Consider the following 21584-nt stretch of genomic DNA (forward strand, 5'->3'; position numbering starts at 1 on the left):
TTGTTCCGCGCCGTCCGCTCCGGCCAGAGGGAGACGGCATGCAGGAACAGGTGCAGCAGTGCTGGGCGATCGAGACGACGCCGATCCGTCCGGCGACACAAGCCGATGCCAAGACAGCGCTTTCGGTCTTGAAGGATATGGCCAAGGGCCATGAAAAGGTCGCAAGCCTGCTTGCGTCCGAAACGCAGTTCAAGACCTTCATCGTCTCGGCCTTTGCCCTTTCGCCTTTTCTTCGTGACACCGGCGACAGTCGCCCCGCCATTCTCGAAGAGCTTCTCTCGACCGATCTCACGACTTTCCTGAGCGAGCGCGTGCGCGGCGCCCGCGAGGCCTGGAAGCCGAATGAAGGCGGCGCGGCGTTGCCGGATGCCGAGATCATGGCGCGGCTCAGAAGGGCCAAGCGCGAACTTGCCTTCGCCGTCGCTCTCGCCGATCTCTCCCGCCATTTCGACGGGCGCGAGACCACCCGTTGGCTCAGCGAATTCGCCGGTGCGGCCGTGTCGGCGACGATCGATCACCTGCTCCTGAGCGCGCATGAGAGCGGCAAGTTGAAGGTCAAGGATGCCGCAAACCCGAGCGCCGGTTCCGGCGTCGTCGTGCTCGGCATGGGCAAGCTCGGCGCCTTCGAGCTCAACTATTCCTCCGATATTGACCTCGTTGTCTTCTACGATCCGCAATCCGGCATCATCGTCGATCGCGACGATGCCTCGGAAACTTTCGGCCGGCTGTTGCGCCGCCTGATCCGCATCCTGCAGGAGCGCAGCGGCGACGGATACGTCTTCCGAACCGACCTGCGCCTGCGCCCGGATCCGGGCTCGACGCCGCTGGCGATCCCGGTCGAAGCGGCGATGCTCTACTACGAGGGCAGGGGGCAGAACTGGGAGCGCGCCGCCTTCATCAAGGCGCGGCCGGTCGCCGGCGACATCGAGGCTGGCGAGCACTTCCTCAAGGACCTGGTCCCCTTCGTCTTCCGCAAGTATCTCGACTATGCGGCGATCGCCGACATTCATTCGATCAAGCGCCAGATCCATGCCCACAAGGGGCACGGCGAGATCGCGGTCAAGGGCCACAACATCAAGCTCGGCCGCGGCGGCATCCGCGAGATCGAGTTCTTCGTCCAGACCCAGCAGCTGATTGCTGGTGGCCGCATGCCGGACCTGCGCCAGCGCGCGACGGAGCCTATGCTGCGGGCGCTCGTCAAGGCCGGCTGGATCGACGAAGAGACGGCTGACGAACTCGTCGAAGCCTATTGGTTCCTGCGCGATGTCGAGCACCGGATCCAGATGGTGCGCGACGAGCAGACGCATGTCCTGCCCGAGACCGAAGCGGAACTGAAGCGCATCGCCTATATGCTCGGCTTCGAGGATACAGCCGCCTTTTCCAAGGCCCTCTCGCGCGTGCTGAAGACCGTCGAGCGTCGCTACGCTCAGCTTTTCGAACAGGAAGCTAAGCTCTCGACCGAGACCGGCAACCTCGTCTTCACTGGCCAGCGCGACGACCCGGACACGCTGGAGACGCTGAAGAAACTCGGCTTCCAGCGGCCGTCGGACATCTCCCACACGATCCGCACCTGGCACTATGGCCGCTACCGCGCGACACAGTCGGTGGAGGCGCGCGAGCGGCTGACAGAGCTGACGCCGGAGCTGCTGCGGGTTTTTGGCGAAAGCCGCCGCGCCGACGAAGCGCTGCTGCGTTTCGACAATTTCATCTCCGGCCTGCCTGCCGGCATTCAGCTGTTTTCTCTGCTCGGCAACAATCCGGGCCTCCTGTCGCTGATCGTCAATGTCATGTCGTCGGCCCCAAGGCTTGCCGAAATCATTGCCGCGCGCCCGCATGTCTTCGACGGCATGCTCGATCCCGGCCTGCTCGCCGAACTGCCGACGCGGGAGTATCTGGCGCCACGCATCGCCAACTTCGTCGGCGGTGCTCGCCATTATGAGGAGGTGCTCGATCGCCTGAGGATCATAGCCGCCGAGCAGCGTTTCCTGATCGGCATTCGGCTCCTGACCGGCGCGATCTCGGGCGCACAAGCCGGCCGCGCCTTTACCGATCTTGCCGACCTCATCATCGCCGCGGCGGTAAAGGCGGTTGAGGATGAAGTTCGCTCCGTTCACGGCGATTTCCCTGGAGGCCGTATCGCCGTTGTCGGCATGGGCAAGCTCGGCAGCCACGAGCTGACCGCGGGATCCGACGTCGATCTGATCCTGCTCTACGATTACGACGAGACGGCAACCGAGTCCGACGGCGCCAAGCCGCTTGATCCGACGCGATACTTTACGCGGGTGACGCAGCGCCTGATCGCCGCACTTTCCGCGCCGACGGCGGAAGGCATTCTCTACGAGGTCGATATGCGGCTTCGTCCCTCCGGCAACAAGGGGCCGGTCGCAACCAGGATCAACGCCTTTGCTAAGTATCAGCGCGAAGAGGCCTGGACGTGGGAGCATCTGGCTCTGACCCGGGCGCGCTGCATCTGCGGCGATGACCGGCTGATGGCCGAGGCCAACGGGATCTTCGCCGAGATCCTCGAGCGCAAGCGCGATGTTTCCAAAGTCAGCGCCGACGTGATCTCCATGCGCGAGATGATCGATAGCGAGAAACCGCCGAGCGACATCTGGGACTTCAAGCTGATCCCGGGCGGTCTCGTCGATATCGAGTTCATCACCCAGTATCTGGCGCTCGTAGCGCCGGCCAAGGGCGTTCAGCCGCTGACATCAGGCACCAACACCGCCGACGCGTTGAAGCTGCTTGGTGATGCGCTGATGAACCCGAACGATCTCGATGTTGCGCTGGAAGCGCTGCATCTTTTCACTGAATTGTCCCAGATCGTGCGGCTCTGCATCGAGGGCGAGTTCGAGCCGAAGGAAGCGCCGGCGGGCCTGATCGATCTCGTCTGCCGGGCAGGGGATTATCCGGACCTGAAAACCTTGGAGGGGGACGTTCGCAGGCTCTCCAAAGCCGTGCGCCGTGTCTTCCAATCGGTCGTTTCAGGGTGAGGGAGGGTAGCGGGGAAAGCCGGAGGCGCGCGCACGTCCGCGCGCTGCTTGGGTCGCTGCTTTAGGTGCGGTCCGGAATCCTGACCGAGATGATGGTCCCGACATTCTCGGTCGAGTGTATTCTCATGCTGCCGCCGTGCAGGCGGGTGAGTGAGCGCGAGATCGCGAGCCCGAGGCCGGATCCGCCCTTGCTCTTGGCGTACTGGCTCTGCACCTGTTCGAAGGGCTGACCGATCTTCTGCAATGCGTCGCGCGGAATGCCGATGCCGGAATCGGCGATCGTGAGCGTCACCGCGCCCGTCACCTTGCGTGCCCGAAGCGAAATCCGCCCGCCCTCATTGGTGAACTTGACCGCGTTCGAAAGCAGGTTGAGCAGCACCTGCTTCATGGCGCGGCGATCGGCGACCATGGTGAGGCCCGACGAGATCTGCTGCACGACGTGAATGTTCTTCTGCTCCGCCGGTATGGTGGTGAAGCGCAGCGTCTCCTCGATCAATGGCGCAAGGTCGATCGTCTCCCGGCTGATGCGCATGTGCCCGGCCTCGATCTTCGACATGTCCAGGATGTCGTTGATGACGTTCAAGAGATGCTTGCCGCTCTCATGGATGTCGCGTGAATACTCGTTGTACTTCTCGGAGCCGAGGGGCCCGAACATCTGGTTCTGCAGGATTTCCGAGAAGCCGAGGATGGCGTTGAGCGGCGTGCGCAGCTCATGTGACATGTTTGCCAGGAACTCGGACTTAGCGCGGTTGGCCGCCTCCGCACGGTCCTTCTCCGCCTGATAGTTCGAATTGGCGACCGAGAGCTCGGTCTTCTGCCGCTCCAGCGTCATGCGCGAGGCCGAGAGGTCGCCGATCGTCGCCATCAGCCGCCGCTCGGATTCGCGCAGGCGCACCTGGTGCCGCTTCAGAAGCGTGATGTCGGTGCCGACGGAGACAAGGCCGCCGTCGCGTGTGCGCCGCTCGTTGATCTGCAGCCAGCGCTCGTCCGCAAGCTGGACTTCGCTCGTCTGCGATTGGTTGCTGTGATCCGGGTCGGCGATCCGCCGCTCGACCACCGGCCGTGCTGCCGCCGTATGCACGGCTATGCGTTCGGTGCCGGGCACCAGGACGTGATCCGGAAGCTTGTAGGCCTCCTGGAAGTGGGTGTTGCACATGACGAGGCGGTCGTGCTTGTCCCAGAGTACGAAGGCTTCGGAGGTACATTCGATGGCGTCGGCGAGCCGCTGGTCGGCCTCTGCATAGCGCTGCGCAAGACGATGCTGTTCGGTCACATCCATGGCGATGCCGATCAGATGCGCCCGGCCCGAGGCCGTGCGGATGATCTCGGCGCGGGCCCGTAGCCACACATAGTGACCGTCCGCATGCCGCATGCGGAACACCTGGTCGATCTGGCGCGCGTCGCCGCGCGCGATCGTGCGGGCCACGCTGTAGATGCCGTGATCATCCGGATGCATCAGTCTTGCGGCGTCGCCGAAGGAGAGCACGCTGCTTTCACCGGGCATGCCGAGCATCTCGTACATCGAGCGCGACCAGAACAGCCGACGGTTGGCAAGGTCGAAATCCCAGAGGCCGCAACGCCCGCGCGAGAGCGCCGTCTCGACCCGCAGGTTCGATTCCGCAAAGACCGAATCGGCATCGCGGGCGCGCTTGGCCTGGATGTAGTAGGCGTAAAGCACCATCAGCAGGATCGCCGAGATGCCGGCAAACAGCGTGACGTTCAGCGAAACCTCGTCTCGCCAGGTCGTTTCGAGCTGGGTGACCGGCGTTGCCGCCAGCACGACGCCAGCCGCATCGGGCAGCTGCGCCAGCGCCACGATGTGGTCGGCGCCTGCGATCGCCGTCTTCATGACGCTCGAATGTTCGCCGAAATATTGCAGCGTCGCGATGTCGGGCGCGGCCGCAGCGAGCGTGCGGCCGATGAGCGGTCCACCGCCTTCCGTGCTTGCAAAGATCCGCCCGTCCTTGCGCACCGCGAGGATGAATGTGCCTGGATCGAGCATGCCGGTCGGCAGAAACTGGCTGAAGCGTTGCTCCGCCTCGGCACGACGGCCCTCATCGAACAGCGCGCCGCCGTCCGTCTGGAAGGCGGCGACGGCGATCGCCGCCGCAAGGCCAACGGTCTGGCGCGAACTTTCCTCCATGCGGGCATGCTCGCCCATGATGCTGGACATGCGCGAAACCGCAACGATGATCAGGAATGCAATGATCAGGATCGGGATGGAGCGCTTGAGAACGGGCTCCGCGTTTGCCAGGCGGCGTGAAGCCGGCCCGGCAAAGATCTTCGCCTGCGAGATAAACTCCTGCTCCAGGCCGGTAACGCCTGGAAGCGTGAGTCGCAACCGCCCGTCGGCTGCGCTCGCTGGTCGCGCGTCCGCCATCTTTCCCAATTGTCTAAACCCTCTGATGATTCGGCGCGCCGCTCGCCCGAATCTGACTCAATGAATCACAGGGCGATTCGCCTTGTCCAGAGGCACTGGTAAAGATTTGTTAACCATTTCTTATCGTTGGAAAATAATAGGCCGGGCCACCTTGGTGGCCCGGCCCCAGGAAAATCAGGCGTTGGCGATGCTCAGGCCTTAAGCATGCGCTCGACGATGTCGCCGACATCGGCCGAAAGTTTCGACGCGCCGGCGATCTCTTTCAGCGCCTTGCGGGCATGCCCGGCACGCTTGTCCTCCAGCGAACGCCAGGAGCGCATGGAGGTCAGGATGCGGGCCGCAAGCTGCGGATTGCGCGGGTCGATGTCGAGGATCTGGCGCGCGAGGAAGCGGTAGCCTTCTCCGTCGGCGCGGTTGAACCCGGTTGGGTTGGCGAAGGCATAGGTGCCCACCAGCGAGCGTACGCGGTTCGGATTGTTGCCGTTGAACAGTGGCTCGTTCATCAGCGCCTTGATGCGATCGAGCGTTCCAGCGCCCGGGATCGTCGCCTGCACGGCGAACCACTTGTCGATGACGAGCGCGTTGTCGGCGAAACGCTTGCGGAATGTTGCAAGCGCGTCTGTCGCCTCGGCCGAATCCGGGAAGCGGTGCGCCAGCAGCGCCAGCGCATGGCTGAGATCGGTCATGTTGTTGGCGGCCGCAAAGGCCTTCGCGGCACGCTCGGGCCCTTCATCGGCCTGAACGAGGTAGGTGAGCGCGCTGTTGCGCAGTGCCCGCCTGCCGGCGCTTGCCGCATCCGGGCTGAACCCGCCGCTGGAGACGAGTTCGTCGGAGAGTTTGAGGAACGTGTCGCGCCCGGCGGCCGCAACCGCTGTCAGGATCTGCTGGCGGGCCGCGTGGATCGCGTCCGGATCGTTGTTGGTGCCGATCTCGCGTGCGATATCGGATTCGCTCGGCAAGGCCAGCGCCTGCGAACGGAAGGCCGGCTCCAGGCTGTTGTCGGCGGCGGCCCGGATCAGGCCGTCGATCAGGGCCTTGTCCGAGGTGACCGGCTTGCCGGCGCGGACATTCGCCGTCGCCTCGACGAGATTGCCAAGCGCGATGGCGTTGAGCGCCTGCCAGCGGGCAAAGAGGTCGCTTTCGTGATGCGCGATCAGCGCCAGATCGTCGGCATTCTGCTCGATATGCAGGTTGATCGGCGCGGAGAAGCTGCGGTTGAACGACGGAACCGGGCGCGACGGGATGCCCGAGAAGACCACCGTCTGATTGCGCTCCGTCAGATGCAGGACATCGTCGGTCATGTCGGCGCCGGAAACAGCGGCAAGGGCGGCTTCGCTGCCGTCTTCGAGCAGCAGACCCATCTTCAGCGGAATGTGCATCGCTTCCTTGGCGCTCTGTCCGGGCGTGGGCGGCACGGTCTGTTCGAGCGACAGGGTGAAGGTCTGCTTGGTCGCGTCATAGGCGCCCGAAGCGGTGACCAGCGGCGTTCCGGCCTGGTGATACCAGAGCGCGAACTGGCGCAGATCCCGACCGCTTGCCGCCTCGAAGCAGGCGACGAAATCCTCGATCGTCACCGCCTGGCCGTCGTGCCGGTCGAAATAGAGATCCATACCCTTCTTGAACAGATCGCGGCCGAGGATGGTCGCAATCATGCGGGTGACTTCCGATCCCTTTTCGTAGACGGTCGTCGTGTAGAAGTTGTTGATTTCGCGGTATTTCGTCGGGCGCACCGGATGGGCGAGGGGACCTGCATCCTCCGGGAACTGTTCCGACTTCAGATGCCGCACTTCGGCGATGCGCTTGACCGCGCGCGAGCGCATGTCGGCGGAGAACTCGTGGTCGCGGTAGACCGTCAGGCCTTCCTTCAGGCAGAGCTGGAACCAGTCGCGGCAGGTGATGCGGTTGCCGGTCCAGTTGTGGAAGTATTCGTGCGCGATGATCGCCTCGATGTTGGCGTAGTCCGCATCGGTCGCCGTTTCCGGGTCCGCAAGCACGTATTTGTCGTTGAAGATGTTGAGGCCCTTGTTCTCCATGGCGCCCATGTTGAAGTCGGAGACGGCGACGATCATGAAGATGTCGAGGTCGTATTCGCGACCAAAGGCCTCTTCGTCCCACTTCATCGAGCGCTTGAGCGCATCCATGGCATAGGAGGCGCGAGGCTCCTTGCCGTGTTCGACATAGATCTTCAGCGCAACGTCGCGGCCGGACATCGTTGTGAACGTATCCTCGACCACGCCGAGGTCGCCGGCGACCAGCGCAAAGAGATAGCTCGGCTTCGGATGCGGATCGAACCAGGCGGCGAAGTGACGCCCGTCGCCCATGTCGGCGCCGCCGAGATAGTTGCCGTTCGAAAGCAGGAGGGGAGAGGACGCCTTGTCGGCGATGATGTTGACCGTGTAGACGGCGAGTACATCGGGACGATCGGGGAAATAGGTGATGCGGCGGAAGCCTTCGGCCTCGCACTGGGTGCTGTAGACGCCGTTGGTGCGGTAGAGCCCCATCAGCTGCGTATTGGTCTCGGGCGAAAGCAGGGTGGTGATGGTGATTTCGAACGGGGCGGTTTCGGGCAGGCCGCGGATCGTCAGCGTATCGTCGGCGACATCGTAGAGCGTTGCGGCGAGTTCTTCCTGGTCCAGCAATAGGCCGGTCATGGTCAACTCGTCGCCATCAAGCACGAGCGGCGCGGCACTGTCGACACCTTCGCGGCGATGGAAGATCAGCCGGGCCTCGACCTTGGTCTCCTTCGGATCGAGCTCGAAGGTCAGATCCACTCTCTCCAGAACGAAGTCGGTCGGCCGGTAGTCTTCCAGATGAATGATCTGGCCAGTATTTGTCCGCATGGTCAGTCCCGCTTGCACCGTTCTACTGGAGAATTTGTAGAGGGTGCCTGTGATGGTGAAAAGGCCAAGGGGCGAAAAGCTGGGCTGTGCCACACGATTGTGATGCCGGCGACCGCACTTCCGACAGAAAAGACATGGCGCCCGTTATTCTTCCCGCTCCCTTATAGGACCGATGTGTATCGAAGTGGGACTAACAAGACATGAATTGGGAAGGTTTTTTTCGGCGCAGCTAAAGAAAAGCCGGCCGCCCTACTGTCGAAGGTTAATCGATCAAGAAAAAACGTCATTCATCACGAAGTTTGATCCGACTTTCGAGAAAAGCGTCGCTAAGGTGGCCCGGTCCTGCAGCGGTGCTCTCCGCTGAAAAATCTCCAAACCAGCCCGCGTGCCAGCTGATCGCCGGTCAAGGCTGTTCGAAAAGTGCCCTCAATGGATGCGGAAGTCGAAAGCCCGATGAAGGGGATCCTGCTCAAGGTCCTTTCCGTCGTCATTTTCGTTTGCATGTCGACGCTGATCAAGGCGGCCGGAAACGAGATCGCCACCGGCCAGATCACCTTCTACCGCTCGGCCTTCGCCATGGTGCCGATCCTCGGCTATCTCGCCTTCCGCGGACAGCTGCGCGACGCCTTCAAGACCGAAGATTTTACCGGCCATATCGCTCGCGGCTTCGTCGGCATTCTCGCAATGAGCTTCGGTTTTTACGGCCTCGTGCACCTGCCGCTGCCTGAAGCCATCGCCATCGGCTATGCCATGCCGCTGATCGCCGTCGCCTTCGCCGCGATTTTTCTAGGCGAGTCGGTGCGGCTCTACCGTTGGTCGGCCGTTGTCGTCGGGCTGGTCGGCGTGATGATCATCACCTGGCCACGGCTGACCCTTTTTCGCGAAGGCGGCTTCGGTTCGCTGGAGGCGCTGGGCGCTGCTGCTGTGCTGGTTTCGGCGGCCCTGGGCGCAGTTGCCATGGTGCTGGTACGAAAACTCGTCAAGAATGAGCGCACCCACACGATCGTGCTCTATTTCTCGCTGTCAGCCTCGGTCTTCTCGCTGGCGACCTTGCCCTTCGGCTGGCCGTCGATCTCGCGCGAGGCCTTCCTGTTGCTGATGGTCGCCGGTTTCTGTGGCGGTGTCGCCCAGATCCTTTTGACCGAGAGCTATCGCCACGCCGACATGTCGACGATCGCACCATTTGAGTATACCTCGATCGTGCTCGGCCTGATCATCGGCTACTTCCTGTTCAACGATATCCCGACGGCCGCCATGCTCGTCGGCACGGCCATCGTCGTCGGTGCAGGCATCTTCATCATTTTCCGTGAGCATCGGCTTGGCCTCGAGCGCCGGGGCGCTCGCAAGCATGTGACGCCGCAGGGCTGAGCCACGGCCTACGGCCGCGGGTTTTCCCAGGCCGGAACCGTATCGTCGTCGATCAGCGGTTCCTGTGCCGCCTGCTGGGCAGCCGGGCTCGTCACGTCAGGGCCGGGCGTCGGCATGACGCTCGTTGCCTGGAAGTCGGTCTTGACGACGAGCCCCTTGTGCTGCTCGCGCCGCAGAATGCGCCAGGCTGCATAGCCGCCATAGAGCGCGAAGTAGACGGCAAGGACGAGAAACAGCGCCGCCGGGCCGAAACGATCCATGACCGGACCGACCATCAGCGGGCCGGAAATCGTGCCGAGCCCGTAGGTGATCATCAGGCCCGAGGATGTTTCGACATACTCGTTGGGTTTGGCGAGATCGTTGGCATGGGCGACGTTCAGTGCGTAGATCGGGAAGAGCACCGATCCGACGAAAGCGGCGATGATGTAGAGAACGGCGGGCTGGCTGCCGATCGATGCCGACATCACCAGGCACGAGATGACGCCGACGATGCCGCAGCCAACCATGACGATGCGCCGGTCGATCTTGTCGGAGAGACGTCCGATCGGGATTTGCGAGAGGGCGCTGCCGGTCAATAGCGAGGCGAGCAGTGTCGCGCCTTCCGCCGTCGAAAGTCCGATCTTCTGGGTGAAGACACCGCCGAGGTTCAGCCAGGCGCCGGAGAGCGCGCCGGCGAGAAAACCGCCGACGACGGCGACAGGCGAGCGGCGGAAGAGGGTGGGGATATCGAACTTCGCCTGTGCCGGTGGCGCCGGCATCGGGGAGGAGGAGAGCGCCGTCGGCAATAGCGCCAGCGAGAACAGCACGCTGCAGAGCATGAACAGCGACGTGTTGGTCGGGTCGCCGAGCGGCACCATGTACTGCCCGCCGATCGTGCCGACCATCGTCGTGATCAGGTAGAGCGAAAAGAGCAGGCCGCGGTTCTCGTTGGTGACGCGCTCATTGAGCCAGCTCTCGATGACGAGATAGCTGCCGGAGATGGCAAAGCCGGCAATGGCACGGAACACAATCCAGAGGCGCCAATCGACGATCAGGCCGCAGAGCAGGATAGCGATGGAGAGCAGCGTGATCAGCGCGGTGAAGACGCGCACATGGCCGACACGCAGCACGAATTTCGGCGTGACGACGCAGGAAAGGGTGAAGCCGACCGTATAGCCGGTGGCGATCACCGAGACCGTCAGCGTCGACCAGTTCTCGGCGACGGAACGCACGGGGATCACATAGCTCTGCAGGCCGAAGCCGACCATCATGAGCAGGGTCGACACCATCAGGCTGAAGACGGAAGCGAGGCTGGCCAGCATCGGCGCTCCTGGAAACGTGGCGCTTCGTCATTTGTCCGATGACAAGCAAACGCAGATGGAGCGAGGAACGGTCTGGCAGGGCCGGATGAGCCTGACACTCCTTAGTCGGGACGAGTGTGGCTCTATCCAGTTTTTTACGCCCTGTCGATTGCGACAGGCGATGGCAAAAAGGCGGTGCTTATACCTGCGGGCAGCAGTCAGTTCGGCAGCAACGGGCTCACGGCCGTGCGATGGGCGCGGCGTGCATCCTTCTTGGTGCTGAGAACGGTGTATTCGCGCGAGGCGCGCACGGCCGTACCGATGTCGGAGATCGAATCGAGCAGGACCTTGAGGCTGGCAATCGGCTTGGTCATGGGTTCGTTCCTTTCTTCGTGTCGGGTCAAACGATGCGTCACGCGATACGCAAAAGCCGCGTATCGCGTGGGGATCAGCGCTGGATGAAGTCGGCGAAAATCTGCGCCGGACGGGTGGTCCGGGCGAGGCCGATCGCGGTCATCTGCTCGTTGGCTGCCGTGCCAAAGCGGTTGAACGGCGTCCGGTAAGCAGCGCCGGTGTGGCGGAGCGTCTCAAAGCTGCTGTGGATCGGACGAAAGCGGGCAGTCATGGTTCAATTCCTTAAATTCCATTCCTCCCGTGCCAGTATATTGCGCTGCAACATGACGTTTTGCAATGCGTCAAAATGCGCCGCTGATATGCGCAAACCGCATGGCTTTCTTCATTCTTTGTTCATGAAACGGGCAAGCGGGCGAGACCACGATCCGGGCAGGGCGCTTTCCTTAGGATCAGCCGTGAATGCGGGCCTTGAAGGCAAGCAGGTCCTGCCAGGCGAAGCGCTTGTTGATCGGCGCCGTCACCAGGTCCTGCGGATGCAGGGTGGCAAGGGTCGGCACGTTAATGCCGCCGATCGCAAGCTCGCGCCATTCGCCGCGAAGCTGGTGGATCGTGTCGTTGCCGCCGAAGAAGAAACGGGCGGTGAAATTGCCGAGCAGCAGCAGATGCTTAGGCTCTGCCAGCGCGATCTGGCGTTCGATGAAGGGTCGGCAGATATCGGCCTCGCGCGCCGTCGGCACGCGGTTACCCGGCGGGCGCCAGGGCACGACATTGCTCAAAAGCACGCTCTCGCGCGTAAGGCCGATGCCCGCCATCATCCGGGTCAGCATCTCGCCGAGGCGGCCCGCAAAAGGCTGGCCGTCGCGATCGTCGTCGGCATAGGGCATCGGGCCGACGATCATGATGCCGCTTGCCGGATCACCCTCGGCAAAGACCAGATTGCGGGCGCTGTTCCTGAGATTGCAGCCGGCAAAACCTTCCATCGCAACGCGGAGCTCGGCGAGCGACCGGGCCGATTCGGCGGCAAAGCGCGCCTCTTCGATCGCCTGCGCATCGGGGATGGCGACCGCAGGGGCGTTCGCGACTGGGGCAGGTGCGCGGGAAGGGGTGGGAGCAGCGGCCGCCGCTGTCTGGCGCGCCGTCGGTTGCGAAGCGGGTGCCTCCGCCCAGTTGCTGGTTGCCGCCACGCGGGCGTTGCCGCGTGCTGCCTTCATCGCCTCGAACTCGGCGAAACGGTCGACCGGTTCCTCTTCCAGCAGCCATTCGACGCCCGCATCGCCGTGGAAGGCGAGAAGGGCGGCAAGCTGCGCCGGAGAAAGGTCGTTGGCGGAAATCATGGCCGCCAACCTAGCCCATAAGCGGCCGGACCGGAACCGCTTTTCCGGCGCTCGACCCTCCTATCCAAGGTCATGCACATCCGGTTCGCGCGTCGGCTCAGGCCGCATTCGCGGTCCAGTGGGCGATGTCCTCGTGCTCGCCGATCAGCGCCAGGCCATGGGCGATCGACAGCAGTTCGCCGCCGCTCTCGATCCGGTCGGCATCGAAACGCCGCTCGAAGATGCCGCGTACGGCCGGAACGAAGGAGGTGCCGCCGGTCAAGAACACCTTGTCGATCGTCTCGGGTGCCGTTGCCGTCGACTGCAGCACATCATCCAGCGCGCCCTCGATGCGGGCGAGCTCCGGCGCGATCCAGCCTTCGAAATCGCTGCGGCGAACGGTGCGGCGCGACATTTCGCCGAGCGGGGCGAAATAGAACTCAGTCTCGTCCTCCTTCGACAGTTGCATCTTCGTGGCCGAGATCGCGTTGTAGAGCGGATAGCCCTCGTCATGCTCGATCAGGTCAACGAAGGCCTCGAGCTTTTCCGGCTCCAGGCTCTGGCGCACGAGCTTCTTCAGATCGGTGAAATCTTTCAGTGTCTTGAAGATCGAAAGCTGATTCCAGCGGCCGAAATTCGCGTAGTAGTTCGACGGCACTTCAAGCAGCTTGTCGAAGCTCTTGAACAGACTCCCCTTTCCGATCAGTGGCGAGACGACGTTGTCGATGATGCGGAAGTCGAAATGGTCGCCGGCGATGCCCACGCCCGAATGGCCGATCGGGGTTGCCGTCAGGCGCCCGGCCTTGGTCTCGAAGCGGATCAGCGAATAGTCGGTGGTGCCGCCGCCGAAGTCGGCGACGAGCACAGTTGCGTCCTGCTTCAGGTTCTGGGCGAAGTAGAAGGCCGCTGCCACCGGTTCGTAGACGTAGTGCACCTCCGGAAAGCCGAATTCGGAGAGGGCTGCGCCATAGCGCTCGAGCGCGAGCGCAGGGTCGGGGCTGGAGCCGGCAAAGTGCACCGGACGGCCGACGACGATGCGGCTGTACTGGTCCGCCCAGCCGTCACCGGCATAGTCGCGCAGCTTGGTCAGGAACACGCGCATCAGGTCTTCGAAGCTGTGGCGCTTGGCAAAGACCTGCGTGCCCTGGAAGAGGGGGCTTGCGGCAAAGGTCTTGATCGACTGCAGGAAACGACAGTCACCGGGATTGTCGATGAAGGCGCGGATTGCGGCCTGGCCCGCCTCGACCTTCAGCGCCTGGGCGCCAAGCTTGGCATCCTTCATGAAGGAGAGGGCAGTACGCATGGCATCGGTCGAGCCGGCGAGGCTGTCGAAGCGCATCGAGTGGGTCGTTTCGCCCGCGGCAACCGCCAGAACGGAATTGGTGGTGCCGAAATCAAAGCCGAGTGCCTTGACCATGAGTGTCTCCTTGCATCTGGCGTCGCTTCGCCGCCCGGAGTGGGGCCGGTGGCGCGCGACGCAACATGAATTCCGTGGGCCGCTTTCGGGGATCGATGGGCGGCCGGCTTCAAAGCCGAAAGACACGCCGTCCGGACGCCGAGAGGCGCCTTGCCGCGTGCCGATTGCGAATGGGGTGTGCCAGCGCGTACCGCTGGAAGGGTGCGGCGGCCTCGTCGCACGGCTCTTCGGCAAAAGCAAGGCCGCATGGGTCATAGCTTCGCTGCGCGACAAATTGATGTATTTACGTTTACGTACACGTCATATAGATATTTGCCTATACTCATGACCTCATGCGCAAAAGCGGGCATCGTCTGTCGCATCCCGGCTCGACAAGCCAAACTGCATTTGCCATGACGGAATGATATGCCCTGGGAACGGAGCCGGCAGAAGACCGGTGAGACTGGAGAGACGGTATGACCGAACAAGACCTGCCCGAACGCGAGAGCATGGAGTTCGACGTTGTGATCGTGGGTGCGGGGCCGGCCGGTCTTGCCGCGGCGATCCGGTTGAAGCAGGTCAATCCGGAGCTTTCGGTTGTCGTGCTCGAAAAGGGCGCCGAAGTCGGTGCGCATATTCTCTCGGGTGCCGTCGTCGATCCCATCGGCATCGACCGGCTGCTGCCGGACTGGCGCGACGAGACCGACCATCCGTTCAAGACCGAGGTGAAGGACGACCACTTCCTGTTGTTGGGACCCGCCGGCTCGATCCGCCTGCCGAACTTCCTGATGCCGCCGCTGATGAACAATCACGGCAACTACATCGTATCGCTTGGGCTCGTCTGTCGCTGGCTGGCGACAAAGGCGGAGGAACTCGGCGTCGAGATCTATCCGGGCTTTGCCGCCACCGAAGTGCTCTACAACGACGAGGGTGCCGTCATCGGGGTTGCCACCGGCGACATGGGCATCGAGCGGAACGGCGAGCCGGGCCCGAACTTTGCCCGCGGCATGGCGCTCTTGGGCAAATACACCCTGATCGGCGAGGGCGTGCGCGGTTCGCTTGCCAAGCAGCTGATCGCCAAGTTCGATCTCTCCAGGGACAGCGACGTCCAGAAGTTCGGCATCGGCCTGAAAGAGCTCTGGCAGGTCAAGCCCGAGAACCATCGTCCGGGCCTGGTGCAGCACTCCTTCGGCTGGCCGCTCGGCATGAAGACTGGTGGCGGCTCCTTCCTCTATCATCTCGAAGACAACATGGTCGCCGTCGGCTTCGTCGTGCACCTCAATTACAAGAACCCCTATCTCTTCCCGTTCGAGGAGTTCCAGCGCTTCAAGACGCATCCGGCGATCCGCGGCACCTTCGAGGGCGGCAAGCGGCTTTCCTATGGCGCGCGCGCCATCACCGAGGGCGGCTACCAGTCGGTACCGAAACTGTCCTTCCCCGGTGGCGCGCTGATCGGCTGTTCGGCCGGTCTCGTCAACGTGCCGCGCATCAAGGGCAGCCACAATGCGGTGCTTTCAGGCATTCTCGCAGCCGAGAAGCTGGCAGCGGCGATTGCCTCCGGCCGCGCCAATGACGAGCCGATCGAGATCGAACGCGGCTGGCGCGACAGCGCCATCGGCCAGGACCTGAAGCGGGTGAGAAACGTCAAGCCGCTGTGGTCGAAGTTCGGCACCGCGATCGGCGTCGGGCTCGGAGGTCTCGACATGTGGACCAACCAGCTGTTCGGCTTCTCCTTCTTCGGCACGCTGAAGCACGGAAAGACCGACGCGCAGTCGCTCGAACCCGCAGCGCAGCACAAGAAGATCGACTATCCAAAGCCGGATGGGGTTCTGACCTTCGACCGGCTGTCCTCGGTGTTCCTGTCGAACACCAACCATGAGGAAGATCAGCCGGTCCATCTCCAGGTGAAGGACATGGATCTGCAGAAGCGCTCCGAGCACGACGTCTATGCCGGTCCGTCGACGCGCTACTGTCCGGCCGGGGTCTACGAATGGGTGGAGAAGGACGGCAAGGACGTCTTCGTAATCAACGCGCAGAACTGCGTGCACTGCAAGACCTGCGACATCAAGGACCCGAACCAGAACATCAACTGGGTGCCGCCACAAGGCGGCGAAGGCCCGGTCTATCCGAATATGTAATGTTCGAAGTCGGGTCTCAGAATCTCGACCCGTAAAGGATTACAAGGGCGCCGGCGGCCATTGGCCGCGGCGCCTTTGTCGTTTCATGCCTTCGCCCAGATGCGATCAACGAAATCGGCAATCAGCGGTGCGATCTCCGGCAGGTTTTCTTCCAGCGCGAAGTGGCCGGTATCGAACAGGTGGAACTCGGCCTCAGGAAGGTCGGTGAGGAAGGCGCGGGCGCCCTTCTCTGTGAAGAAGGGATCGTTACGGCCCCAGGTGATCAGGGTCGGCGGCCGTTCGCGGCGCAGCCACTCTTGCCATTCGCCATAGCGGGCAAGGTTGCTCTTGTAGTCGAAGGCAAGATCGATCTGCGGCTGGCGGCGGTCCTGGCGATCGAGGAAGTGCTGATCCATGGTCCAGCCGTCAGGTGCGACTAGGTCCGGATCCTTCGTCCCGCCGACATATTGCGCACGGGTCATCTCCAAGGTCAGTAGCTGCCGCACCTGCTCTTCAGCGCCTTCGTCCTCGGATTTGAGCGCAATGAAGTCGCGGGCAATGTCGGAAAGCCCCTCCAGATAGGCATTGCCGTTCTGGACGATCAGCCCGGCAATGCGCTCGGGCTTTCTGCTTGCAAGACGAAACCCGACGGGCGCGCCGAAATCGAAGGCGTAGAGGACGAAGCGTTTCAGCGCGAGCGCATCCACGAAAGCTTCCATGACATCCGCCAGCTTGTCGAAACTGTAGACGAAACTGCCGCCTTCGTTCGTCGAGGTCGGCGCGTCGCTATGCCCGAAGCCCGGATAGTCAGGCGCGATCAGACGGTAGTCGCTGCCAAGCGCGTCCATTAGCCGCCGGTACTGGTGGGAAGACGAGGGGAAGCCGTGCAGAAGCAGGACTGTCGGGAAATCGGCCGGCGCTCCGGTCGGCACGCTCTCGCGGTAGAAGACCCGGACGCCTCCGGCCTCGATGAACCGGTGCCGGATCGATGGAATGCTATGCCTGCTCATTTAACACTCCTATTGGCAATATTTATGCATTAGAATTGCGCCGGAAAAACTAATGCGTCAATATCGAAATTATGCATTATGTGAGGCCTGTATGGATCTGGTTCCTTTCGTCGGAGAGTCCCTTGCTCTTGATCTCGTCAACACTCGCCCTTTGACCGCGAGCGGCCGTGTTGATCTCTTCGCGGCCGATGGCGGGCTCGCGCATTGGCTGGCATTGGAGGGGCCTCGCATGTCGGATGTCGCGTTTGCCAGCATCGGTGCGGCCGACGCCGACGATCTCGCGCCAGTCCTTGCCGTCCGCTCGCATGTGGCGTCGGCCATCGCACATGTGATGGACAGGCAACCTGTTCCGGCCGCGGATATCGAGGGCCTTAACGCGGCAATGGAGGCAGCACCGGTCGTCCGCCGTCTCGATTGGACCGATCCGCCGCGGCTCGTCAGCGAAAGAACGGCGGAGCCCATGGTCCAGCTAGCCGGTTTCCTCGCCGAGGACGCTGCGGCGTTGCTTGCCGGCGGCGACGCCAGGCTGATCCGCAAATGCGAGGCGGAGGATTGTGTCATGCTCTTCGTCGGCAGCAATGCCCGGCGGCGTTGGTGCTCGGCGGCGCGCTGCGGAAACCGGGTGCGCGTGTCGCGCTATTACCAGCGCAGCAAAACGTCCTGACGACCACTTCAACGATGCGCAAATATTAGGAAAGGCACCCGTTGACGCAAATGGGAAAGTCCTTGCCGGAAAAGCCCGTTAGCTTTCATGATGTCATCGGCTTGAAGCCGACGGATCTGCAGGCCGTTCGGTCCCTGTTGTCTTGAGTTGGACCGAGCCCTGTGACGCTGTCGATCCCCGCGGTGAGATCGGCAGTGCGACGGGATGCACCGCCAAAACAAGGGAACGGAAATGAAGAAGCTTCTTGCAACGACTTGCCTGGCCGCGGGCCTCTTTGGCCTCGCCGGCGCAGCTTCGGCCGCCGAATGCGGCGACGTGACGATCGCCAACATGAACTGGCAGAGCGCCGAGGTGCTGGCGAGTGTCGACAAGATCATCCTGACGGAAGGCTACGGCTGCAATGCCGAATTGGTGGTCGGAGACACCGTGCCGACGATCACCTCGATGATCGAAAAGGGCCAGCCGGATGTCGCACCCGAAGGCTGGGTCGACCTGCTTCCGGATGTCGTCAATCGCGGCCTCGAGGAGGGCAAGCTCGTCGGCGCCGCCGTGGCGCTCTCCGATGGCGCCGTCCAGGGCTGGTGGGTGCCGAAATACATCGTCGATGCCAATCCCGACATCAAGACGATCGATGACGCCTTGAAGCACAAGGAACTGTTCCCGGATCCGGAAGACGCAAGCAAGGGCGCCGTCTTCAACGGCCCGCAGGGTTGGGGCGGCACGGTCGTGACGACGCAGCTCTATAAAGCCTATGGCGGCGAAACGGCTGGCTTCACGCTGGTCGATACCGGTTCGGCCGCCGGCCTCGATGGCTCGATCGCCAAGGCATATGAGCGCAAGCAGGGCTGGGTCGGCTACTACTGGGCGCCGACGGCCCTTCTCGGCAAGTACGAGATGGTGAAGCTCGAGCATGGTGTGGCCGCCGATCCGGCCGAATGGAAGCGCTGCAACACGGTTGCCGATTGCCCGGATCCCAAGAAGAACGACTGGCCGAAGGACAAGGTCCAGACGCTGGTGACCAAGGCCTTCGCCGATCGCGCCGGCCCGGCCATGGACTATCTCAACAAGCGCGCCTGGACCAACGACACGGTCAACAAGCTGATGGCCTGGATGACCGACAACCAGGCCAGCGGGGAGGAGGGCGCGAAGCACTTCCTGCAGGAAAACCCCGATATCTGGACCCCGTGGGTTTCGCCCGAGGTCGCCGAAAAGGTCAAGGCTGCGCTCTGATCGCGATGGTCATAACCAGCGGGCGGCGCAGTCATGTGCGCCGCCTCTTCGTTCGAGGTCCGGCAAAGGCAAAACAACAATCGCGGCCGGCGAAATCTGAAGGGGAAATGGAATGGACTGGTTGACCCAGTTTCCACACATGGATGACGAGAGCCTGAGAGCCTTGAAAAAGGCGATCGACGAGGGATTTCGCGGCTTCACGCGCGCCTATGGCGACGCGATCGAAGGCTTCTTCGAGCCCTTGCAATTCTTTCTCATCCAGTCGGAGCGCTTCATGACGAAGACGCCCTGGCCAATCATCCTGATCTTGATCGCTTTCATCGCCTGGGTGGCAAGCCGCAACTGGAAGATCGTCGCCGGCTGCATCGGCACGCTGCTGCTGATCGGCTACTTCGACATGTGGGACGACACGATGAAGACGGTCTCGATGATCTTCGTCTGTACCGTGCTGTCGATCGCCATCGGCATTCCGATCGGCATCGTCATGTCCCGTTCGGACCGGTTTCAGAACATCGTCAATCCGATTCTCGACGTGATGCAGACCATGCCGAGCTTCGTCTATCTGATCCCGGTCGTCATGCTGCTTGGCATCGGCAAAGTGCCGGGGCTGATCGCCGTTGTCATCTACGCGATCCCGCCGATGATTCGCCTGACGAACCTTGGCATTCGCCTCGTCGACAAGGACGTGCTGGAGGCGGCCGATGCCTTCGGTTCGTCGGCGTGGCAGAAGCTCAAGAACGTCCAGATGCCGCTCGCCTTGCCGACGATCATGGCCGGCATCAACCAGACGATCATGATGGCGCTCGCCATGGTGGTCATCGCCTCGATGATCGGTGTTCAGGGGCTCGGCCAGCCGGTGCTGAAGGCGATTGCCAACCAGTACTTCACGCTCGGCATCTTCAACGGCCTTGCGATCGTCGGCATTGCCATCATCTTCGATCGCGTCAGCCAGGCCTACGGTCACCGGCTGCAGAAACACCGTGAAATCATTCACGGCTGAGCTTGTCGTCGAGACAGAAAAAGGCCCCGGAGCGAACACCTCCGGGGCCTTCGCATTTTAACGAGCTTTGCGTTCAGGGCCTGGACGAAAGAATGCCGGTCGAAAGCGCGACGCCGGTAGCGGTGACGACCGCGGCGAGGATCTCGAAGGGGCCGATCTGCTCGCCGAGCAGGACGGCGCCGCCGATCATCGCGAGAACCGGTGTCAGCGCCGTGAAGGCGGCCGCCTGGGTACCGCCAAGGCTCTTCACGGCAAAGCCGTAGGCTACCATGGCGACAAGGCCGGACAGGAGGCCCTGGCTGGTGACCTGCAAGGCGATCTCCTGGGCCGGAACGCTGCCAAGGGTGGTTCCAAAGCAGGTGGCAAGTCCGAGATGGATCAGGAACGACCAGATGGCGATCAGGGCGCTTCCCTGCAGCGGGCTGAGGCCGGAGCGGCGGAAGGCATGGGTATAGATCGCCCAGAGGGTCGCCGCAGTCGGCAGCAGCGCATAGCCGCTCCAGCCGGTCGAGGCCGCACTTCCGAGGCTGCGCGCCAGGAGGATGGCGACGCCGGCAAGGATTGCGGCAAAGCCGAGCACGCGCATCCGGTCCGGCCGCTCGCCGAAGACCGTGATGCCGATGAGCGCGGTGGCAAGCGGCATCGAGCCACCGAGGAGAACGCCGACCGAGGAAGCTGGAACGGAGTGGATCGCAAAGGCGGAGACCTGGAAGAACAGGGCGCCCGAACCGGCGACCATCAGGACGAGCAACAGCAGCGGCAGCTTGCGCGGCAGAAGCCCGGTCTTCAGCCAGACCGGGGCAAGAAGGACCGCCGGCACGCCGTAGCGGATCAGCCCGAGGTCGATCGTGCCAAGCGCGGTGCCGGCCGAGTGGCGGGTCGCCAGTATCCAGCCCGCCCAGATGAGGACGGTTACGAATGCGCCGGCATAGCCGGCGGCGACAGGCGTCGTATTGCCGCGATCGAGAGCGAGCGCAACCATTTGAATTTCCTTCCCGAATTGGATACCTGAGAGGCTTTTGGGTCTGGAAGGAAGATTACGCCCTGATAGCGGGGCATGTCCTTGCGATTTGTGCCCGAAATAGACTATCGTCAGCAACAATGTGCCAATAACAACAGCTGAAGTTCATAAAAATGCCAAGCCTCGATAAATTCGATCTCGCCATCCTTAGAATCCTTCAGGAGGACGCGCGCGCAACGAACGTCGAGATTGCCGAAAAGGTCAATCTTTCGCCGTCGCCCTGCCTGCGGCGCATCCGCAACCTGGAAAAATCCGGCATCCTGCGCGGCTACAGGGCCGACATCGATCGTAAGGAAGCCGGTCTCGGGCTGACGGTCTTCGTCGAAATCAAGGTTGGGCGCCATAGCCGCGAGAACGCACAGCAGCAGCAGGAGGCGCTGCTCGCCATCCCCGAGGTGGTCTCCTGCTTCCTGATCTCCGGCAATGCCGATTTCCTCGCCGAGGTCGTCGTCGAGGATCTGCCTGCCTATGAGAAACTCTTGACCGAGACGCTGTTGGCCTTGCCCGGCGTCACCGACATCCGGTCCAATTTCGCGATCCGCTCGATCAAGACAGGCGGGCCGCTGAAGTTGCCCGAACCGCGCTGATCGCTGTATTGCTGTGACACTCGGCTTCTGT

16 protein-coding genes are annotated in these 21584 nt (G+C 62.7%); 7 read left to right on the forward strand and 9 right to left on the reverse strand.

Annotation, left to right across the window (positions count from 1 at the left end):
• Positions 1-38: 38 nt before the first annotated feature.
• Positions 39-2993 (forward strand): bifunctional [glutamine synthetase] adenylyltransferase/[glutamine synthetase]-adenylyl-L-tyrosine phosphorylase, encoded by a 2955-nt coding sequence (locus tag IB263_RS05305; protein ID WP_192437841.1) that lies wholly within the window; start codon positions 39-41, stop codon positions 2991-2993.
• 61 nt (positions 2994-3054) lie between these two features.
• On the opposite strand, the gene IB263_RS05310 is transcribed toward IB263_RS05305, so the two are convergent.
• Together IB263_RS05310 and pepN are read right to left on the reverse strand one after the other, a co-directional pair.
• Entirely contained in the window at positions 3055-5382 is a 2328-nt protein-coding gene (locus IB263_RS05310) for a PAS domain-containing sensor histidine kinase (RefSeq protein WP_192339122.1), read from the reverse strand.
• A 182-nt stretch (positions 5383-5564) separates the two neighbouring features.
• A complete protein-coding gene (gene pepN / locus IB263_RS05315; protein WP_060516201.1) occupies positions 5565-8213 on the reverse strand; it encodes an aminopeptidase N in 2649 nt (882 codons plus the stop codon).
• A gap of 429 nt (positions 8214-8642) precedes the next feature.
• On the opposite strand from pepN, the gene IB263_RS05320 reads away from it, so the two are divergent.
• Entirely contained in the window at positions 8643-9581 is a 939-nt protein-coding gene (locus IB263_RS05320; protein ID WP_192437843.1) for a DMT family transporter, read from the forward strand.
• Between the two features lie 8 nt (positions 9582-9589).
• Here IB263_RS05320 and IB263_RS05325 read toward each other — a convergent pair whose 3' ends face one another.
• The 5 genes from IB263_RS05325 to IB263_RS05345 all read right to left on the reverse strand — a co-directional run bounded on the left by IB263_RS05325 (position 9590) and on the right by IB263_RS05345 (position 13945).
• Positions 9590-10882, reverse strand: a complete 1293-nt coding sequence (locus IB263_RS05325) for an MFS transporter (RefSeq protein WP_192437845.1) — start codon at positions 10880-10882, stop codon at positions 9590-9592.
• Between the two features lie 197 nt (positions 10883-11079).
• Positions 11080-11235 carry a hypothetical protein gene (locus IB263_RS05330; RefSeq protein WP_089043881.1) on the reverse strand — a complete coding sequence of 52 codons (156 nt, stop codon included), beginning with the start codon at positions 11233-11235 and terminating at the stop codon, positions 11080-11082.
• A gap of 74 nt (positions 11236-11309) precedes the next feature.
• Positions 11310-11486, reverse strand: coding sequence for a hypothetical protein (locus IB263_RS05335; RefSeq protein WP_089043882.1), 177 nt, complete (start codon positions 11484-11486; stop codon positions 11310-11312).
• Positions 11487-11664: 178 nt separating this feature from the next.
• Positions 11665-12549, reverse strand: coding sequence for a uracil-DNA glycosylase family protein (locus IB263_RS05340; RefSeq protein ID WP_192437847.1), 885 nt, complete (start codon positions 12547-12549; stop codon positions 11665-11667).
• Positions 12550-12646: 97 nt separating this feature from the next.
• On the reverse strand, positions 12647-13945 hold the full coding sequence (locus tag IB263_RS05345; RefSeq protein ID WP_034789413.1) for an Hsp70 family protein: 1299 nt from the start codon (positions 13943-13945) through the stop codon (positions 12647-12649).
• Between the two features lie 455 nt (positions 13946-14400).
• On the opposite strand from IB263_RS05345, the gene IB263_RS05350 reads away from it, so the two are divergent.
• Entirely contained in the window at positions 14401-16062 is a 1662-nt protein-coding gene (locus tag IB263_RS05350) for an electron transfer flavoprotein-ubiquinone oxidoreductase (protein WP_192437849.1), read from the forward strand.
• An 83-nt stretch (positions 16063-16145) separates the two neighbouring features.
• Here IB263_RS05350 and IB263_RS05355 read toward each other — a convergent pair whose 3' ends face one another.
• The gene (locus IB263_RS05355) at positions 16146-17051 is read right to left on the reverse strand and encodes an alpha/beta fold hydrolase (protein WP_060604120.1); all 906 of its coding nucleotides are present in this window, start codon (positions 17049-17051) and stop codon (positions 16146-16148) included.
• 91 nt (positions 17052-17142) lie between these two features.
• On the opposite strand from IB263_RS05355, the gene IB263_RS05360 reads away from it, so the two are divergent.
• The 3 genes from IB263_RS05360 (at position 17143) to IB263_RS05370 (ending at position 19945) form a co-directional block, all read left to right on the forward strand.
• Entirely contained in the window at positions 17143-17715 is a 573-nt protein-coding gene (locus tag IB263_RS05360; RefSeq protein ID WP_060604122.1) for an ABATE domain-containing protein, read from the forward strand.
• Positions 17716-17946: 231 nt separating this feature from the next.
• Positions 17947-18945 (forward strand): ABC transporter substrate-binding protein, encoded by a 999-nt coding sequence (locus tag IB263_RS05365; protein ID WP_034804335.1) that lies wholly within the window; start codon positions 17947-17949, stop codon positions 18943-18945.
• A 112-nt stretch (positions 18946-19057) separates the two neighbouring features.
• Positions 19058-19945, forward strand: a complete 888-nt coding sequence (locus tag IB263_RS05370) for a proline/glycine betaine ABC transporter permease (protein ID WP_060522087.1) — start codon at positions 19058-19060, stop codon at positions 19943-19945.
• A 73-nt stretch (positions 19946-20018) separates the two neighbouring features.
• Here IB263_RS05370 and IB263_RS05375 read toward each other — a convergent pair whose 3' ends face one another.
• Positions 20019-20927, reverse strand: coding sequence for a DMT family transporter (locus tag IB263_RS05375; RefSeq protein ID WP_192437851.1), 909 nt, complete (start codon positions 20925-20927; stop codon positions 20019-20021).
• Positions 20928-21079: 152 nt separating this feature from the next.
• Here IB263_RS05375 and IB263_RS05380 point away from each other — a divergent pair, with 152 nt between their 5' ends.
• The gene (locus IB263_RS05380; protein WP_060522089.1) at positions 21080-21553 is read left to right on the forward strand and encodes an Lrp/AsnC family transcriptional regulator; all 474 of its coding nucleotides are present in this window, start codon (positions 21080-21082) and stop codon (positions 21551-21553) included.
• Positions 21554-21584: the final 31 nt, after the last annotated feature.

It is taken from the genome of Ensifer sp. ENS03 (assembly GCF_014852035.1).
Lineage (GTDB): Bacteria > Pseudomonadota > Alphaproteobacteria > Rhizobiales > Rhizobiaceae > Ensifer > Ensifer adhaerens.

What these genes read in the sequence shown, in the direction of transcription:
- IB263_RS05370 (WP_060522087.1), top strand. Translation starts at nt 19,058, where the DNA reads ATGGACTGGTTGACCCAGTTTCCACACATGGATGACGAGAGCCTGAGA.
- IB263_RS05355 (WP_060604120.1), bottom strand. Translation starts at nt 17,051, where the DNA reads ATGAGCAGGCATAGCATTCCATCGATCCGGCACCGGTTCATCGAGGCC.
- IB263_RS05365 (WP_034804335.1), top strand. Translation starts at nt 17,947, where the DNA reads ATGAAGAAGCTTCTTGCAACGACTTGCCTGGCCGCGGGCCTCTTTGGC.
- pepN (WP_060516201.1), bottom strand. Translation starts at nt 8,213, where the DNA reads ATGCGGACAAATACTGGCCAGATCATTCATCTGGAAGACTACCGGCCG.
- IB263_RS05340 (WP_192437847.1), bottom strand. Translation starts at nt 12,549, where the DNA reads ATGATTTCCGCCAACGACCTTTCTCCGGCGCAGCTTGCCGCCCTTCTC.
- IB263_RS05305 (WP_192437841.1), top strand. Translation starts at nt 39, where the DNA reads ATGCAGGAACAGGTGCAGCAGTGCTGGGCGATCGAGACGACGCCGATC.
- IB263_RS05375 (WP_192437851.1), bottom strand. Translation starts at nt 20,927, where the DNA reads ATGGTTGCGCTCGCTCTCGATCGCGGCAATACGACGCCTGTCGCCGCC.
- IB263_RS05325 (WP_192437845.1), bottom strand. Translation starts at nt 10,882, where the DNA reads ATGCTGGCCAGCCTCGCTTCCGTCTTCAGCCTGATGGTGTCGACCCTG.
- IB263_RS05380 (WP_060522089.1), top strand. Translation starts at nt 21,080, where the DNA reads ATGCCAAGCCTCGATAAATTCGATCTCGCCATCCTTAGAATCCTTCAG.
- IB263_RS05360 (WP_060604122.1), top strand. Translation starts at nt 17,143, where the DNA reads ATGGATCTGGTTCCTTTCGTCGGAGAGTCCCTTGCTCTTGATCTCGTC.
- IB263_RS05345 (WP_034789413.1), bottom strand. Translation starts at nt 13,945, where the DNA reads ATGGTCAAGGCACTCGGCTTTGATTTCGGCACCACCAATTCCGTTCTG.
- IB263_RS05330 (WP_089043881.1), bottom strand. Translation starts at nt 11,235, where the DNA reads ATGACCAAGCCGATTGCCAGCCTCAAGGTCCTGCTCGATTCGATCTCC.
- IB263_RS05320 (WP_192437843.1), top strand. Translation starts at nt 8,643, where the DNA reads ATGGATGCGGAAGTCGAAAGCCCGATGAAGGGGATCCTGCTCAAGGTC.
- IB263_RS05350 (WP_192437849.1), top strand. Translation starts at nt 14,401, where the DNA reads ATGACCGAACAAGACCTGCCCGAACGCGAGAGCATGGAGTTCGACGTT.
- IB263_RS05335 (WP_089043882.1), bottom strand. Translation starts at nt 11,486, where the DNA reads ATGACTGCCCGCTTTCGTCCGATCCACAGCAGCTTTGAGACGCTCCGC.